General features: G+C 69.8%; 15 protein-coding genes. 1 reads left to right on the top strand and 14 read right to left on the bottom strand.

The features are described from left to right. Positions 1 to 5 precede the first annotated feature (5 nt). The 11 genes from MCHT01_RS18975 to MCHT01_RS19025 all read right to left on the bottom strand — a co-directional run bounded on the left by MCHT01_RS18975 (position 6) and on the right by MCHT01_RS19025 (position 8,564). Complete coding sequence (locus MCHT01_RS18975) at positions 6 to 413, bottom strand: GPW/gp25 family protein (RefSeq protein ID WP_067067350.1); 408 nt, start codon at positions 411 to 413, stop codon at positions 6 to 8. Position 414: 1 nt separating this feature from the next. Beyond that, positions 415 to 714, bottom strand: a complete 300-nt coding sequence (locus MCHT01_RS18980) for a PAAR domain-containing protein (protein WP_067067352.1) — start codon at positions 712 to 714, stop codon at positions 415 to 417. A 17-nt stretch (positions 715 to 731) separates the two neighbouring features. Next, a complete protein-coding gene (gene vgrG, locus MCHT01_RS18985; protein ID WP_067067354.1) occupies positions 732 to 2,531 on the bottom strand; it encodes a type VI secretion system tip protein VgrG in 1,800 nt (599 codons plus the stop codon). 11 nt (positions 2,532 to 2,542) lie between these two features. After that, positions 2,543 to 3,214, bottom strand: coding sequence for a CIS tube protein (locus MCHT01_RS18990; protein ID WP_067067356.1), 672 nt, complete (start codon positions 3,212 to 3,214; stop codon positions 2,543 to 2,545). Positions 3,215 to 3,217: 3 nt separating this feature from the next. Further along, a complete protein-coding gene (locus tag MCHT01_RS18995; protein ID WP_067067358.1) occupies positions 3,218 to 3,469 on the bottom strand; it encodes a DUF5908 family protein in 252 nt (83 codons plus the stop codon). Positions 3,470 to 3,503: 34 nt separating this feature from the next. Next, positions 3,504 to 4,004, bottom strand: coding sequence for a phage tail protein (locus tag MCHT01_RS19000; RefSeq protein ID WP_067067360.1), 501 nt, complete (start codon positions 4,002 to 4,004; stop codon positions 3,504 to 3,506). A gap of 22 nt (positions 4,005 to 4,026) precedes the next feature. Beyond that, positions 4,027 to 4,485: a phage tail protein gene (locus MCHT01_RS19005; RefSeq protein ID WP_067067362.1), complete on the bottom strand. Its 459-nt coding sequence runs from the start codon at positions 4,483 to 4,485 to the stop codon at positions 4,027 to 4,029. A gap of 78 nt (positions 4,486 to 4,563) precedes the next feature. Continuing rightward, the gene (locus tag MCHT01_RS19010) at positions 4,564 to 6,195 is read right to left on the bottom strand and encodes a phage tail sheath family protein (RefSeq protein WP_067067364.1); all 1,632 of its coding nucleotides are present in this window, start codon (positions 6,193 to 6,195) and stop codon (positions 4,564 to 4,566) included. Between the two features lie 18 nt (positions 6,196 to 6,213). Next, positions 6,214 to 6,957 (bottom strand): hypothetical protein, encoded by a 744-nt coding sequence (locus MCHT01_RS19015; RefSeq protein WP_067067366.1) that lies wholly within the window; start codon positions 6,955 to 6,957, stop codon positions 6,214 to 6,216. After that, the gene (locus MCHT01_RS19020) at positions 6,954 to 7,532 is read right to left on the bottom strand and encodes a Pvc16 family protein (RefSeq protein ID WP_067067368.1); all 579 of its coding nucleotides are present in this window, start codon (positions 7,530 to 7,532) and stop codon (positions 6,954 to 6,956) included. The genes MCHT01_RS19015 and MCHT01_RS19020 overlap by 4 nt, the downstream gene beginning before the upstream one ends. Positions 7,533 to 7,766: 234 nt before the next feature. Next, positions 7,767 to 8,564 (bottom strand): response regulator, encoded by a 798-nt coding sequence (locus tag MCHT01_RS19025; protein WP_067067371.1) that lies wholly within the window; start codon positions 8,562 to 8,564, stop codon positions 7,767 to 7,769. 330 nt (positions 8,565 to 8,894) lie between these two features. On the opposite strand from MCHT01_RS19025, the gene MCHT01_RS26835 reads away from it, so the two are divergent. Beyond that, positions 8,895 to 9,734 (top strand): GFA family protein, encoded by an 840-nt coding sequence (locus MCHT01_RS26835; protein WP_067067373.1) that lies wholly within the window; start codon positions 8,895 to 8,897, stop codon positions 9,732 to 9,734. Between the two features lie 69 nt (positions 9,735 to 9,803). Here the strand turns inward: MCHT01_RS26835 and MCHT01_RS19035 are convergent, their stop codons facing one another. From MCHT01_RS19035 to MCHT01_RS19045, 3 genes are all read right to left on the bottom strand, one after another. Beyond that, positions 9,804 to 11,186 carry a c-type cytochrome gene (locus MCHT01_RS19035; RefSeq protein WP_245643419.1) on the bottom strand — a complete coding sequence of 461 codons (1,383 nt, stop codon included), beginning with the start codon at positions 11,184 to 11,186 and terminating at the stop codon, positions 9,804 to 9,806. A 16-nt stretch (positions 11,187 to 11,202) separates the two neighbouring features. Next, positions 11,203 to 12,975 carry a GMC family oxidoreductase gene (locus MCHT01_RS19040; RefSeq protein WP_067067374.1) on the bottom strand — a complete coding sequence of 591 codons (1,773 nt, stop codon included), beginning with the start codon at positions 12,973 to 12,975 and terminating at the stop codon, positions 11,203 to 11,205. 91 nt (positions 12,976 to 13,066) lie between these two features. Continuing rightward, entirely contained in the window at positions 13,067 to 13,771 is a 705-nt protein-coding gene (locus tag MCHT01_RS19045) for a gluconate 2-dehydrogenase subunit 3 family protein (protein ID WP_067067375.1), read from the bottom strand. Between the last annotated feature and the right edge of the window lie 254 nt (positions 13,772 to 14,025).

Raw genomic sequence — 14,025 nt, forward strand, 5'->3', positions numbered from 1 at the left:
CGCGCTCAGCCGGCCAGGACCGGGTGCGTGGCCTGGTCCAGGTACAGCGGATAGATCATGTTGTGCCGCGTGTTGGTCGTGCGCACGTGGTAGTCGAGCTCCAGCAGCAGGGTGCCGAGATCGTCCTCGGACACGCGGATCGCCAGCCGTTCCAGCTCGATGCGCGGCTCGAAGTGCACCACCGCCTTCTCCAGCATCACCCGCAGCTCGGTCAGCGTGTGGTCGTTGATCACCTCGAAGACCATCTGATGCAGCGCCGTGCCGTAGGCGTGCTGCATGACGCGCTCGCCCCGCCGGGTGCGGAACAGGATGCGCAGGCTTTCCTCGATGTCCTCGACGCCCGCCACCATGACCGCGCGGCGGTCGGCGTCGAAGCGCGGGGGGAAGCTCCAGCCACGGCCCAGGAAGTTCATCTCAGCCTCCGATCATCACGGTGAAGAGGCCCAGCGCGATCTGCCCGCCATGCGCGGTCGCGTCGCCCATGCGCGCGGCCGGCCGGCCACCGATCATCACCGTCGCCGATCCCTGCACGATCGCGTCGGGCGGACCGACGCAGACCGCGGTGTCGCCGACCACGGCCGCCGGCAGCTTGCCCACCAGCACGGTCGGCACGCACGGGCCGATCACCGGCCCGCCGACATGCGGGACGGGCGGCAGGCCGGGCGTCGCCATCGGGCAGGTGTGCAGGTCGGTGAGGCGGGCGGCGGGCGGCATGGGGCGGGTCCTCGGGCTCAATTGATCATGACCATCGCGCCCTTGACGATCGTCTGTCCGGCGGCGGACAGCTCGGCCGCGGCGGAGCCCTTGCCGGTGAAGGTCATCTTGGCCTCGGCGGTGATGTTGGCGCCGCTGGCGCTGATGTCGGCATCGCAGTTCAGCGTCATGCCGGTGGCGGCCTTGAGCGACATCGTCGTGCCCGCCGTGATCGAGATCGCCTTCGGGCTGTCCAGCGTGATGCCGCCGGGCGCGAGCTCCACGCTGTTGCCGTTCTCGTCCTCGAGCCGGATGCGCTTGTTCTTGTCGTCCAGCACGACGGTGTTCTTCCCGGGCGTGACGAGGGTGATGATCTTGTCCTCCTCGTTGAACTCGAGGCGGTGCAGGCAGCGCGTGACGATGGCCTTGGTGTTGTTCTTCGCCTCCGGCGCGTAGGGCATCTGGTGCTGGCTGCTGTACAGGGCGCCCAGCACCACCGGGAAGGACGGGTCGTCGTTGAGGAAGCCCACCAGCACCTCGTCGCCGATCTCCGGCACGAAGAAGTGGCCGAAGCCGCTCGACGCATGCGCCTGCGCCAGCCGCGCCCAGATGCCGGGCGCCTCGGCCTGCAGCGCGGGCAGGCGCAGCTGGATGCGGAACTCACCGAGCGGATCCTCGTCCAGCTTCATGACGACGCCGACCTGCAGGCCGCTGACGCCGGGGACCAGCCCACCATTGGCGGGCGCGGCGACATCGGCGCGCTCGACATGCCAGTCGGCGTGACGGCCGAACTCGGCGTGGGTGGTCCATTCCCCGTCGGTCAGCTCGTGCTGGACCGCGGTGAGGTACACGTGGCCGCCGAATCGCGCGCCCAGGCCGTTGAGCGCCATCACCGCGCCCGGCACCGCCGCCGCGTGACCCTGGAAGCCGATGCGGCCCTGGCGCCGCGCCAGCGTCGCGCGGGTCTGCGCCGCGCTTGCCCAGACGTCGAGCGCGTCCTTGCCCAGCGGCGCGCAGCTCTGCAGCGGCAGCGGGTCCAGGCCGACGATCGCGGCCAGGTCCGAGCCCGACAGGTCGCCGCCGTCGGGCGGGTCCGAGGGGGGCTTGGACTCGCCCGTCAGCACGTCCTGTTGCGACGGGTCCCAGCTGCTGGCCTGCACCGAGGTCCACTGCGTGCGGGCGTCGATGTCGGCCTGGAAGTCGATCAGGTCGCGCCCCCAGGTCACCCCCAGCACCGGGGCCTGGTCGAAGGCCGGCGGCTCGACCACCAGGTCCTCGCCCGCCATGTGCAGCACCATGCCGGTGGCGTCGGCGCGCGCGACGATGAAATCCCAGTCGCAGCAGTGGTGCTGGGCGAGCTCGGGATGCTGCACGGTGGTGGCGGTCACCTTCGCGCTGACGCCGTGGCGGCTGAGCAGCGTCTCCAGGATCGCGCTGTCCTTCTGGTCGACGTAATGGGCGCTGCGGCGGCCCAGCGTCGCGCGGAAGGCGGTGTGGCGGCAGTCGATCTCCAGCCGCGCGTAGTTGTTGCCGCCGACCTTGAAGCCGGTGCGCACGACCACGCCGCGGAAGATCGCGACGAGGTCGTCGTCGCCGTAGCCGGCCTTGACGACGATCGCCGTGCCGGGGCGGAACAGGGCCCCGTCGGCGATCTCCAGCTTGCCCGTGGTCATGTCGCCGTCCGCGATGACGAGCCGGGCCCAGGAGATGGTGTTCAGCGCGTGCCGCACGCTGACCGAGATCAGCGGCAGCTCGGCCTGGTCCTCGCCCGCGCTGCTGACGACGACGCGCAGCGCGCCGGCGTCGGTGAGGGCGGGACTGGGGGCGGCGGCCGGCATGGTCGTGCTCCTCAGGCCAGCGGCGGGAAGTGCAGCCGCGTGCCGGGATCGAGGCGGCGGAAGCTCGACAGGCCGTTGAACGCGGCCACCTCGGGGTAGTAGCGCGCGTCGCCGTAGATGCGCAGGCACAGCAGCGGCAGGGTGTCGCCGGCGACGACGAGCACGCTGTGGCTGAGGTCCGGCGAGGACGGGCTGGCCGACAGGACCTGGTCCTGCGGCGTCGCGAAGCCGGTCATCGCCAGCTCGACCTTGGCGCGCAGCGGCGCGCCGCCCGACTTGAACAGCGTGTAGGTCGTGTTGAAGGTGGTGAGCCGGCAGTCGAAGCTGAGCTTCCCCCAGCCCACGCGCAGGTGGTTGGGCTCGTGGTCCTTGCCCTGGTACTTGTAGATGACGGCGCACATCGCGTCGAGCTGGCCGGCGACGTCGTCGGGCTGGTCCTTGCGCGGCGGGATCACGCCGGTGCCGTCGAACACGACGCTGAAGGCGATCCGGTCCGGGTTCATCGCCGAGAACCGCGTCGCGTTGTTGGTCTGGCCCAAGGTGCGGCGGGTGTTGTAGCAGATGCTGCGCGTGTGCGAGAACTCGGCCGGATTGATCATGAGCCGGTAGGTCTTGCCGGAGATCGGTTGCGGTGGGTCGCCGGAGATGTCCAGCGCGGTGATCGTGAGCGGTTGGCTGGCCATGCGTCACCGTTCGGTGTGGGCGCGCAGCTGCTCGCGCAGCCACAGCTTGCAGGCCGCCAGGATCTCCTCCTTGAGCGTCTCCTTGTCCTCGCACGGGTCGTCCTCGCCGCCGCCGCAGCCGCCGGCGGCCTTGGCGCCGCCGGAGCGGGGCCTGGCGCGCGCGCCGTCCCGGCCGTCCGCGTCGACCTCGTCCTCGTCGTCCGGTCCGCCGCGCACCTGCGCGCGCAGCACCAACTGGCGAACTTCCAGCGTCATGTCGGGCTCCTCGCCGGCGCCTGGTCCGGCCTCGTCATTGCGGCCCCCAGCAGTCGCGGTAGGCCAGCTCGATCTCCTCGATCGCCACATCGTTCTTCATCGCGTCGAAGGGCGCCATCGTCCAGCGCACGGGGAAGGCGCCGTTGCAGGTCCAGACCTGCAAGGGCGCGAAGCTCGCGTCGAGCAGCTGCACCTTCACGTCGACCAGGTCGAGCGGCCGCTCCATGCCGCCGCGCAGGCTCAGCCGGCACCAGGTGACGAAGGCCGAGTCGCGCTCCACCAGCCCGCGCTTGAGGATCAGCCGGCGCGCCTTGGGGCGCGTGGGCAACTGGTGCACGAAGCGGTTCTCGCCGCCCTCGACCAGCTCCTCGGTGTCGAGCGTCTGGTCCATGCCCGAGACCTCGCGGAACGAGCAGGGCAGCGGCCCGCGGTGCTGGGGCAGGTTCAGGAATTCGACCCGGAACGCGAAGGCCGGCGGCGGATCGCCGCGCGGCGGGACGTTGTCGCCCTGGATCAGCTCGGCGAAGTCGACCACGGCTGGCTGGCCTAGCGTGGGCTCAGGCGTTGGCGATGGTGAGGCCCTCGTGGGCGATCTCGATGGTCTCGACCGCGACCTCGTTGCCCTCGGCCTTCAGGTCGGTGCCCGTGATCTTGGTCGGCCAGGCATTGGTCAGCGTCCACACCATCGTCGGCTTGCCTTCCTCGTCGAGCAGGCTGATCGTCACCGGCAGCCGCTTGATCGTGTTCATCTTGATGGTGTTGAACCATTCCCAGAACTTGTTGTCCGACTTGAAGACGCCTTTCTTCATCGTGACGTTGCCGTACTTCTTGAGGCCCGGCATCTTGATCGGCGAGAAGACCGGGCTGTCGCCGTGCCGGTACTCGATGGGCTGGGCCTCGACGTCCAGCCCCGAGACTTCCTCGAAGGACAGGACGGCCGAGTCCCACTTCACCTGGAAGTGGAACTTCGGCAGGGGCCAGACATTGGTGGATTGCTTGGAACCGTCATCAGCCATTTCGGTTGCTCCCTAGGGTCGTGGATCCTGTCGCGGATCTGTCGTGGGTCGTGGGGGTCGTCGCCGGGGCGCCGGGGATCAGGACTTCGGCATCTGCTGCTGGAAGGTGATCTCGATGAACTCGGCCGGCCGCACCATGGCGACGAGCACGGTCACGCGCAGGATGCCCTCGAGGACGTCGTCCGGGGTCATCGTCTCGCCCAGGCCGACATGGACGCTGAACGCGTCCTCGGGCACCGCGCCCATGAGGCCGCCGCGCTTCCAGATGCCGGTGAGGAAGTTGGCGATCATGCTCTTGATGGTCACCCAGGTATTGGCGGTGTTGGGCTCGAAGACCAGCGCCTTGGCGGCGAGCTTGCAGGACTCCTCCAGCATGATCATCGTGCGGCGGACGTTGACGTAGCGCCAGTCCAGGCTGTTGCCGTCGAGCGTGCGCGCGCCCCAGACCAGCACGCCCTCGCCGATGAAGCTGCGGATGGCGTTGATGGACTTGCCCTGCGCGGTGACGTTGAGGTCCTCCTGCTGCTCGGCCGAGATCGACACCGTCGGCGAGATCACGCCGGACAGGCTGACGTTGGCGGGCGCCTTCCAGACGCCGCGGCTGTTGTCCACCATCGTGTAGATGCCGGCCATGGCGGGGCCGGGCGGCATGACGTTGAGGTGGCGGCGCGCCTCGTTGAGCACGGTGTTGAAGACGCCGCTGACGCTGGACAGCGTCTTGTTGAGCAGCGCCTTGCGCGCCAGCACGCCGGCCTTGATCTGGTCGGGCGTCGGGTCCTTGGCCTTGGGATCGGTCTTCTTCTGCTCGTCGAAGGCGGCCTTGACCTGGGCCTCGAAGTCGGTGTCGACGCCGGCGATGGCGTCGGCCATGGCCTTGTCGCGGGCCGGCGCGTCCTCGGCGGGCTTGGCGTCCAGGCGCAGCTCGGCCAGCATCAGCGACTTCAGCGTGGCGATGCTGTCCTTGTGGATGTTCTCGAAGCTCAGCTCCTTCTCGCCCACGATCGAGGTGTTGAGCCAGGGGTAGTAGGCGACGGAGAAGTCGAGGTAGTTGATGCCGAGCTTGTCGCGGAAGGTGTCGACCGGCGCGAGGTTGTCGTTCAGCGCCTTGTCGCCGTTGTAGATGTCGAGGATCGCGATGCGGCTGCGCATCTTGCCGCCGCAGTGGGCGAGCATGGCCTGCTGCACGTCCTTGCAGTCGTCGATCGTCTTGAGGCTGACCGCCTCGGGCACCAGCACCATGGTGGGCTCCTGCTCCTTGAGCAGCTCGTCGATGCCCTTGGTCATGAGCTCCTTGTCGAGCTCGTCCTTGTAGGTGCCCACGGAGACGATGTAGCAGGGCCCTCCGCCGTTCTGATAGAAGTGGCGCAGCGCCTGGTAGAGGCCGAAGCGGCCGCCCTCGACGCCGTCGGCCTGCTGGATCACGAAGCCCTGCGGATCCTTGTCGCGCTCGGCCACCGCCTGGAAGTCGGCGGACTGGCCGTCGGCGGGCGCGGCGATCTTGAAGACCGGCTTGGGCGGTCCGCCGAAGAACTGGTGGTACTCGGCCATCGAGCTGATGCGCCACGGCTTCATGGCCAGCGGCACGTTGCGGTTGTCCGCGTACTCGGTGTGGCCGATGAACGCGGGCACGGCGGTGGCGACTTCCACGACCGAGTTGGGGAAGGCGTTCTTCTCGACGATGTAGACACCAGGCGTTTTCATCACGGCCATGGCTGGCTCCTTCGGCATTCAGCGGTTGAGGAAGATTTCGTGGACCGGCCGGCGGCGGCCGTTGCGGTGCTCGCAGATCAAGCCGGCGGGCGCGGCCAGGGGAACGGGGGTCAGCAGGCGGCGCGAGGCGCCGTCGGTCTCGCGCAGCTCCAGGCGCAGCGCGCCGCGCTCGCGCAGCGGCAGGCGGCGCGTGGAGCGGAAGACGGCGGCCACGCGGCCGTCGTCCAGCGTCTCGGGCTCGTCGCGGCGGAACTCGGCGCGGCCCTCGCGCTCGACGAGCGCCATCGGCACGTCCGGCCAATCGCCGACGAGCAGATATTTCCAGGTGCTGCGCCGCGCGGGCAGGCACAGCGTGGCGCGCAGCGGCAAGGCCGCGGACCACGCCGTCAGCCCGCCGTCGGCAGCGCCGGTGCCCGCGCTCCTGATGGCGCTGGCGACGGCGTCGTCCGCCACGAGCCGATGCCGCGCGCGCCGGTCGGTGTAGAGCGCATGGCTCGGATCGCCGGCGCGCAAGGTCCACGCGAGCACGGGCCGCTCACCCGGCGGCAGGCGGAGCTCGTCCCACAGGCGCGGCAGCTGCGCCTCGGACGCGGCGATCAGCAATGCGCCGTCGCGCTGGCGGACGATGAGCTCATGGCGGCGCAACCACGCGGCGCAGTCGGGCTCGGGCTCGAAGCGCAGGCCGCGCGCGAGGCCGCCATCGAAGTAGTCGTGCTCGACGCGCAGGCGCAGCAGCTCGACGAAACGCAGCGGCGCGCTCATGACAGGTTGCCGCGCACGTCGCGGTCGGTCTGGTTGATGAGGATGTCGCGGCCGCGGGCCCACTGGCCGTCGACGCTCACCAGGCGGATGCGATAGAGCACCGAGGGCAGGTAGCGGCCGCTGTGGATGGACCAGAGGCTGTGCATCTCGGCGCTGCTGAGGTTCTCGATGTTCAGCGTGAGGCGCTCGAGGGCACTGTCCATCTCGGGACAGTTCAGGTGGTCCATCACGGGACGGGCCTGGAAGAACGCGATCGCGGCCGAGAGGCACTTGAGCGCCTCGGTGTAGTTGGTGCCGCTGAAGTTGGCGGCGCACATCACCAGCAGGTTCAGATAGACCGGTTCCGGCGACTGCAGGCGCGACTGCAGCCCGCCCGGCGCGGCGGCGCGGTGGGCCAGCATGTCGCGCTCGATGCCGGCGAGGAACATCACCAGCTTGTTCTGCGCCAGCGGCACGGGGCCGCCGTTCTGCTCGAGCAGGTTGGTCAGCACGACCAGGTCCTCGTCGGCGCCGAGGCGATGACGGAGGTGCTGGTTCAGTTGCTGGGCGACCTGCTTGAGGGCGGCGTCGATCATTCGAGACCCTTGGGTTGGCGATCGGATCCGGAGGTCCGTGCTGGTCCGGCAAGGGTAGGGCGCGGGTCGTGCCGGTCCCATCGGCAATCGTCTGATTCGGCGCGGCGGAAGTGCTGAGATCGCGGGGCGGGATCGGACGGTCGCGCAGGGAGCATCCGCGCGGTCATCGCGCCGGTACCGCCGCGGGCGGCGGGTCAACGGGCCAACGGATCGAGGGAACAGCGGATCAGCGGATCAACGCGGGGGGCGGGCGTCGAGCGAGGTGAGGCCCTCGCGCAGCGCGAAGCGGGTGAGCTCGGCGATGCTCTGGATGCGCAGCTTGGCGTAGACGTGCTCGCGGTGGGTGGCGACGGTCTTGGCGCTGACGTGGAGCTGGTCGGCGATCTGCTGGGCGCTGTAGCCCTCGGCGAAGAGCTGGACCATCTCGCGCTCGCGGGGGGTGAGCTGGGTGATGGCGAGCTCGCGCGGATCCTGGCGCATGCCGGCGAGCGTGCCCTGCAGCAGCTCGCCGCTGATGAACACCTGGTCCTGCATGACGCGGCGCACGCCTCGCACGAGCTCGTCGAAGGAGTTGTCCTTGAGGACGAAGCCCTGGGCGCCGGCGTCGATGGCGGCGACGACCTCGCGCGGGAGGGCGCGGGAGGAGAGGCAGACGGCCTTGCAGGCGATGGGCTCGGCGCGGATGCGGCGCAGGGCCTCCAGGCCGTTCATGACCGGCATGTCGGTGTCGACGAGGAGCAGATCGGGCCGGTGCTCGCGGGCCAGGCGCACGAGCTCCAGCCCGTCGCGCGCCTGGGCGACGACGTCGATGTCGGGCTCGCGCTGGAGCAGCGCGACCAGGCCGTCGCGGACGAGCAGATGGTCGTCCGCGACGATGACGCGCAGCCGCGTGGCGACGGGGGCGCGGGCGGGGCGCGTGCTCGCGAGGGCCTCGGCCAGCAATCGCCGCGTCTGCAGCGCTGCGGAAGAAGGCGGGTGCACCTGGTCGAGCTCACGCAGCGCCTGCGTCAGCAGATGGGTCAGTTGTTGCATGGATCCTCCCTGCCGGCGTTCCGCCGTGTCAGCCGCTCTTCAAGGCGGACGCGCAGGGTAGTGAGCCGGGTCGCGGGGCGTCAACCTGTGAGAGCTTGCAGGAGGGGATCGAAGAATCGATGTCGGGATGTCGGGCGGAAATACGTGGGGCGCGAGGCACCACGGAGGGGCGGTGAACGGCGCGGTCCGCGGCGCCGCCGTGTCCCCGGATCGGTGTCAGGCGACGCCCGACAACCGCTGCCGTCATTGATCGACTTGCCGCCGGGCGATCCAAGCGGGAACATCCGGGGAAGACATTCCGCATCCGGAAGCCTTCGGGGAGCCTGGGACATGAACACGCCCATCGTCTTGCACGGCCACTGCGCCTGCGCCCGCGCCGAGTACGCGGCCCACGCCATCGACCTCACCGCCACCGTCTGCTACTGCGAGATCTGCCGCCGCATGTCGGGCGGCGCCGGCATGGCCTGGCTGCCCATCGATGCCGCGACCTTCCGCGCCAGCGGCTCGCTCACCGCCTGGCGCGGCACGGACGGCCTGGAGCGCCGCTTCTGCCCCCAATGCGGCAGCGTGATCATGAGCATCGAGGCCACGCACTCGGCCGTCGCGCATGTGGCGGTCGGCACGCTGGACGACCAGCGCCTGATCAAGGGGACGCGCAGCGTCTCGGTGAACTGTCGACCGAGGTGGGACGCGACCCACACGCTCACGCTCCAACCCGCCGATCCCCGCGACGAGGGGTCCGAGGTCCCGTCCCCGCACCAGAGCGCCAGCGACGCGGCCCTGCACGAGGCGCTGGCGAACGCGCCGGACGGCTTCGTCAGCATCGATCCGCGCGGGCTGGTCATGGAATGGAACCACCAGGCCGAGGCGATCCTCGGCTGGACCTACGCGGAGGCGATCCGCCGGCCGCTGCACGAGGTCATCATCCCGCCCGAGATGCGCAGCGCCCATCTGCGCGGCATGGCCCGGCTGCAGCACACCGGCGACGGCCCGATGATGCGCAAGCACTTCGAGGTCGACGCGCTGCACAAGGACGGCCGGCGGGTGGCGGTCCATCTCTTCGTCACGCCGGTGAGGATGGACGGGGGCGTGGGCGCCACCGCCTTCATCCGGGCGGCCGAGGAGACGGTTGCCGCCCCCGCGCCGGTCGTCGCTCCCGCGTCGACCTGAGTCTCGGACGGACCGCACGCGCCGCGCTCGGCGCGCGCCGGTCGAATCGCCGCGATCGGCGCGCCACGATCAATGCGCCGCGGCGGTCTTCTCCGCGACGGCCGGCGCCTGTGCCTCCGCCTTCTCTCGGATGCTGGCGACCTCGCGTTCGCTCACGGGCGCGGCGCGGTTCTCCCAGCCCTGGCGCAGGAAGGTGGCCAGCGTCGCCACCTCGCTGTCGGACAGGCGATGGCCGAAGCCCGGCATCACCAGCACCGACGGCGCCTTGGCCGTCGAGGGTGTGGCCGCCCCCGTCAGGATCACGTGGATCAGCGCGCTCGGGCTGTCGGCGTTGACCACCGTCGCGCCGTCCATGCGCGGGAACACGCGCTCCGCGCCCTGGCCGGTCACGAAGTGGCAGGCCGCGCAGTTGTCCAGGTAGAGCCGCTCGCCCAGCGTCAGGTTCACCGCGGCGGTCAGCTTGCGCTGCGTCTCGGCCGCGCCCTGCGGCTGGACGTCGGCGGCGCGGTCCTTCACCGGCGACAAGGTCTTGAGATAGGCCGCGATCGCGTGCAGATCAGCGTCCTGCAAGTGCGAGGTGCTGTGCTCGACCACCGAGGTCATCTCGCCCGCGACGGCCGCGGTGCGGTTGCGGCCGGTGTGCAGGTAGTCGACGACGTCCTGCTCGTTCCAGCGCGGCAGGCCGCGCAGCGAGGGCACTTCCCAGCCGCCCAGGTCGCCGCCGGAGAGAAACTTCTCCTCCGCGCTGCCGTAGGCCTTCTCGTTCATCGCGAAGCCGCGCGGCGTGTGGCAGCTGCCGCAATGGCCCAGGCCTTCGACCAGATAGGCGCCGCGCGTCACCTGCTCGTTCCAGCCGGGCTGGCCGCGGAAGGGCTTGTCCGCGCCGAAGAACCAGTTCCACAGGCCCATGCCCCAGCGCTGGTTGAACGGGAAGCTCATGTCCGTGGCCGGCGGCACCGAGGCGTCCGCCTTCACGCCCTGCATGAAGAAGGCGTACATCGCGTGGATGTCGGCATCGGTGACCTTGGCGTAGCTCGGGTAGGGCATGGCCGGGTACAGGTGCTGACCGTCCGCCCGCCTGCCCTGGCGCACGGCGTCGGCGAACTGCTGCTCGGTGTAGGCGCCGATGCCGTGCTGGCGGTCCGGCGTGATGTTGGTCGAGTAGATCAGCCCATGACCGCTGTCGATCGCCAGCCCGCCGGCGAAGGCGGCCTGGCCCGGCGCGCTGTGGCAGGCGATGCAGTCGCCGGCGCGGGCCAGGTATTCGCCGCGCTGGATCAGCGCCGCGTCGATGGGGGCGGGCGTCGTCGGCTCGGCGGCGGCCTCGGCCTCGGGCAGGCGGTGCACCGCGTAGGCGGCGACCAGGCCCAGCGCCGCGGCGGGCAGCACGAGCCCGAGCATCGCCGGCACGCGGGCGAGCAGGGAGGACTTGGGGGACTGCGGGGTGTTCATCGTCGTCGTGCTCCGCTCAAGCCTGGACCAGCGGGCCGGGGTTCTTGAGGTACTGCTCCTTGATGGCCTTGGCCGCCATCAGCGTGATGGCGCCGATGGTCGCGGTCGGGTTGGCCTGGAAGTTCTGCGGGAAGGCATTGCCGCCCGGCACGAAGACGTTGTGCACGTCCCAGGACTGCAGGTACTTGTTGAGCGCCGAATCGCGCGGCGACGCGCCCATGATGGCGCCGCCCACGTTGTGCGTGGATACGTACTTGGTGATGTCCCAATGCGCGTCCAGCGCCAGGAAGTTCTCGTTGATCGCGTCCGGGCCCAGTTCCTTGGCGATCCTCAGCACGATGTCGCGCAGATAGCGCTGCAGCTTGAGCTCGTTCTGACGCCAGTCGAAGGTCATGCGCAGCAGCGGCATGCCCCACGGGTCCTTGTAGGTCGGATCCAGGTCCAGGAAGTGGCCGCGGTAGGACATGCAGGTGGTGGTGATGCTCACGCCCATCGAGCGTCCGTACCAGTCCACCATCCCTTCCTTCCAGCCCTTGCCCCATTGCGGCGTGCCCTTGGGCAGCGCCGCGCCGATGGGCGCGCCGGTGGCCTGCGAGCTGTGGATCTTGGCGCCGCCGATGAAGCCCAGCTTGATGCCGTCGTCGAAGTTGCCGGGGGAGATGTCGTTGAACATCTCGCCGGTCGCGCCGGCGGTGGCGAAGGGATTGAAGTGCTTGTCCTTGAAGAACAGCGTCGCGCCGCCGTTGGACAGGAAGGCGTAGTTGCGGCCGATGGTGCCGGTCTCGGTCACCGGGTCATAGGGCTTGCCGATGCCCGACAGCAGCATCAGGCGCACGTTGGCGAACTGGAAGCTGGACAGGATGACGATCTTCGCGGGCTGGAAGACCTGGTTGCCGCGCTCGTCGACATAGGTGACGCCCTTGGCGGTCTTCTTGTCGGCGTGCAGGTCCACGCGGATGACGTTGGCGTTGACCTTGTAGTCGAAGTTGGGCATCCGCTTGACCACGTCCAGGATGGTCGTCTGCGGCGAGGCCTTCGAGTAGTTCAGGCAGGGGTACTTGCTGCAGTAGCCGCAGTAGTTGCAGGGCGCGAGCTGCGCGCCGTACGGGTTGGTCCAGGCGCGCGAGACGTTGGCCGACGGATTCGGGAAGGGGTGGTAGCCGAGCTTGCGCGCGGTGTCCGCGAACATCGAGCAGTTCAGCGTGTCGTGCAGCGCGGGCAGCGGGTAGGGGCTGGAGCGCGGGCCCTCGAAGGGGTCGCCGCCGGGCTGGATCTTCCCGCCCAGGTTGCCGGTGGTGCCGGACAGGCCGCAGACCTTGTCGAAGAAGTCGAAGTGCGGCTCGATCTCGTCCCAGGTGAAGGGGAAGTCCTTGATCCGCATCTCGGGATCGAGCTTGCCCTTGCCGTAGGCCTGGTCGGCGTAGGTCTTGAGCTTGATGTCGGTGGGCGTGGGGCGGATCAGCACGCCGGTCCAGTGCAGGCCCGAGCCGCCCACGCCGGTGCCCGGCGCGAAGGCGCCCCACTTGCGCGTGGGCAGCGCGGTTTCCGAAGTGTTGTAGCGCACGGTCAGCGCCGCCTCCTTGGGCGTGGCGAAGACCTTGTTGCGGGTCGCGTAGGCGTACTGGTCGGCCGGCTTGGGATAGGCGAAATCCGAGGGCGGACGGTCCGGACCGCGCTCGAGCGCGCGGACCTTCAGCCCGGCCTGCGCCAGTTCGATGGCCATGAGGGAGCCGGCCCAGCCGAGACCGACGATGACGACGTCGACCTCGTCGTTGGTGATGTTTGCCATGACGTACTTCTTGTGGAGCGGACGCCGTGCGGCGTCCGGGAGCGGCCGGTCCTCGCGGGGAGGGGCCGCGCTCGGGAGGGGAGGCCGGGCCTCAGGCCCGCTTGCCGCTCAGGCTCACGGGGCCGAGCGGGTACGGACGGTCGTGCTGGTCGATCCATTCCGTGTAGGCCGCGCGGGCGCCGGGGAAGCCGATCGCGACCCAGGCCTTCATGTCCTTGTTGCCGCCGTACATGGGGTCGGCGAGGTAGCCGTTCTTGGTGTCGGACAGCAGCTGCCCGAAGAACTGCGAGGCCTTGAGCGTGTCGTCGCCCAGCTCGGCGAACTTGACGTCGTTCTTCTGGAGCGCGGTCAGGAGCGCGTCCTTCTGCTCGGCGCCGAGCTGCTCGAAAGGCTTGCCATGCAGCTTGCGCGCGGCTGCCTGCGACAGCCGGATGCCGATGCGGTAGGTCTCCTGCGGCGAGTGCGTCATCTGGAAGCCCAGCGTCGCGGGCGCGTCCGGCTTGTGCGGGCCGGCCATGTAGACGTCGTCGCCCAGGCCGCCCTTGAGCTGCTGGTCGATGAACACCGGCACGTTGGTCTCCAGCGCGCCCGGGCCCTTGCCCTCGGCGGGGATCAGGCGGTCGCAGGCGGCGAGGAGGAAGCTCCATTCGGCGGCGCTGAAGAAGACCGGCTGATAGCGGGACAGCTCGGTGCCTTCGAGGCCCTTGGCGCGGCTGCTCAGGGGCAGCGCGACGATGGGCACGGCGGCGGCGGACGCCAGCAGCAGGGTACGGCGCGTGGAAACGAGTTGGGACATGACGGCTCTCTGGGGAGGTGGCTCGGAAGGCTGCCTGGCCGGGCGTCGGGAACGGAGTCGGGGCGCTCGAGAACGGGGCGGAAACGGCGGATACCCCGCTGCCATTGAATTGGTAGCGGTACCGTTTGGGGCCGTATTATGGTTCTCCCTAGGTCACGTTCAGGCCAAGTTTTTCGCTATCCGCACGGCCGTGAGCCGGAAGTCATGGGGGTCGCGGCCGCCAGGACGGTGACGGCGGCCGCGACCGGAAAGCG

The sequence above is a fragment of the Mitsuaria chitosanitabida ATCC BAA-476 = NBRC 102408 genome, from assembly GCF_001598255.1.
Lineage (GTDB): Bacteria > Pseudomonadota > Gammaproteobacteria > Burkholderiales > Burkholderiaceae_C > Roseateles > Roseateles chitosanitabidus.

Bases quoted from the DNA above. Each gene is read 5' to 3' on its own strand.
- MCHT01_RS18995 (WP_067067358.1), bottom strand. From the start codon at position 3,469: ATGACGCTGGAAGTTCGCCAGTTGGTGCTGCGCGCGCAGGTGCGCGGC.
- MCHT01_RS19045 (WP_067067375.1), bottom strand. From the start codon at position 13,771: ATGTCCCAACTCGTTTCCACGCGCCGTACCCTGCTGCTGGCGTCCGCC.
- MCHT01_RS19015 (WP_067067366.1), bottom strand. From the start codon at position 6,957: ATGAGCGCGCCGCTGCGTTTCGTCGAGCTGCTGCGCCTGCGCGTCGAG.
- vgrG (WP_067067354.1), bottom strand. From the start codon at position 2,531: ATGCCGGCCGCCGCCCCCAGTCCCGCCCTCACCGACGCCGGCGCGCTG.
- MCHT01_RS18980 (WP_067067352.1), bottom strand. From the start codon at position 714: ATGCCGCCCGCCGCCCGCCTCACCGACCTGCACACCTGCCCGATGGCG.
- MCHT01_RS19040 (WP_067067374.1), bottom strand. From the start codon at position 12,975: ATGGCAAACATCACCAACGACGAGGTCGACGTCGTCATCGTCGGTCTC.
- MCHT01_RS19020 (WP_067067368.1), bottom strand. From the start codon at position 7,532: ATGATCGACGCCGCCCTCAAGCAGGTCGCCCAGCAACTGAACCAGCAC.
- MCHT01_RS19005 (WP_067067362.1), bottom strand. From the start codon at position 4,485: ATGGCTGATGACGGTTCCAAGCAATCCACCAATGTCTGGCCCCTGCCG.
- MCHT01_RS18990 (WP_067067356.1), bottom strand. From the start codon at position 3,214: ATGGCCAGCCAACCGCTCACGATCACCGCGCTGGACATCTCCGGCGAC.
- MCHT01_RS19025 (WP_067067371.1), bottom strand. From the start codon at position 8,564: ATGCAACAACTGACCCATCTGCTGACGCAGGCGCTGCGTGAGCTCGAC.
- MCHT01_RS26835 (WP_067067373.1), top strand. From the start codon at position 8,895: ATGAACACGCCCATCGTCTTGCACGGCCACTGCGCCTGCGCCCGCGCC.
- MCHT01_RS19010 (WP_067067364.1), bottom strand. From the start codon at position 6,195: ATGGCCGTGATGAAAACGCCTGGTGTCTACATCGTCGAGAAGAACGCC.
- MCHT01_RS18975 (WP_067067350.1), bottom strand. From the start codon at position 413: ATGAACTTCCTGGGCCGTGGCTGGAGCTTCCCCCCGCGCTTCGACGCC.
- MCHT01_RS19035 (WP_245643419.1), bottom strand. From the start codon at position 11,186: ATGAACACCCCGCAGTCCCCCAAGTCCTCCCTGCTCGCCCGCGTGCCG.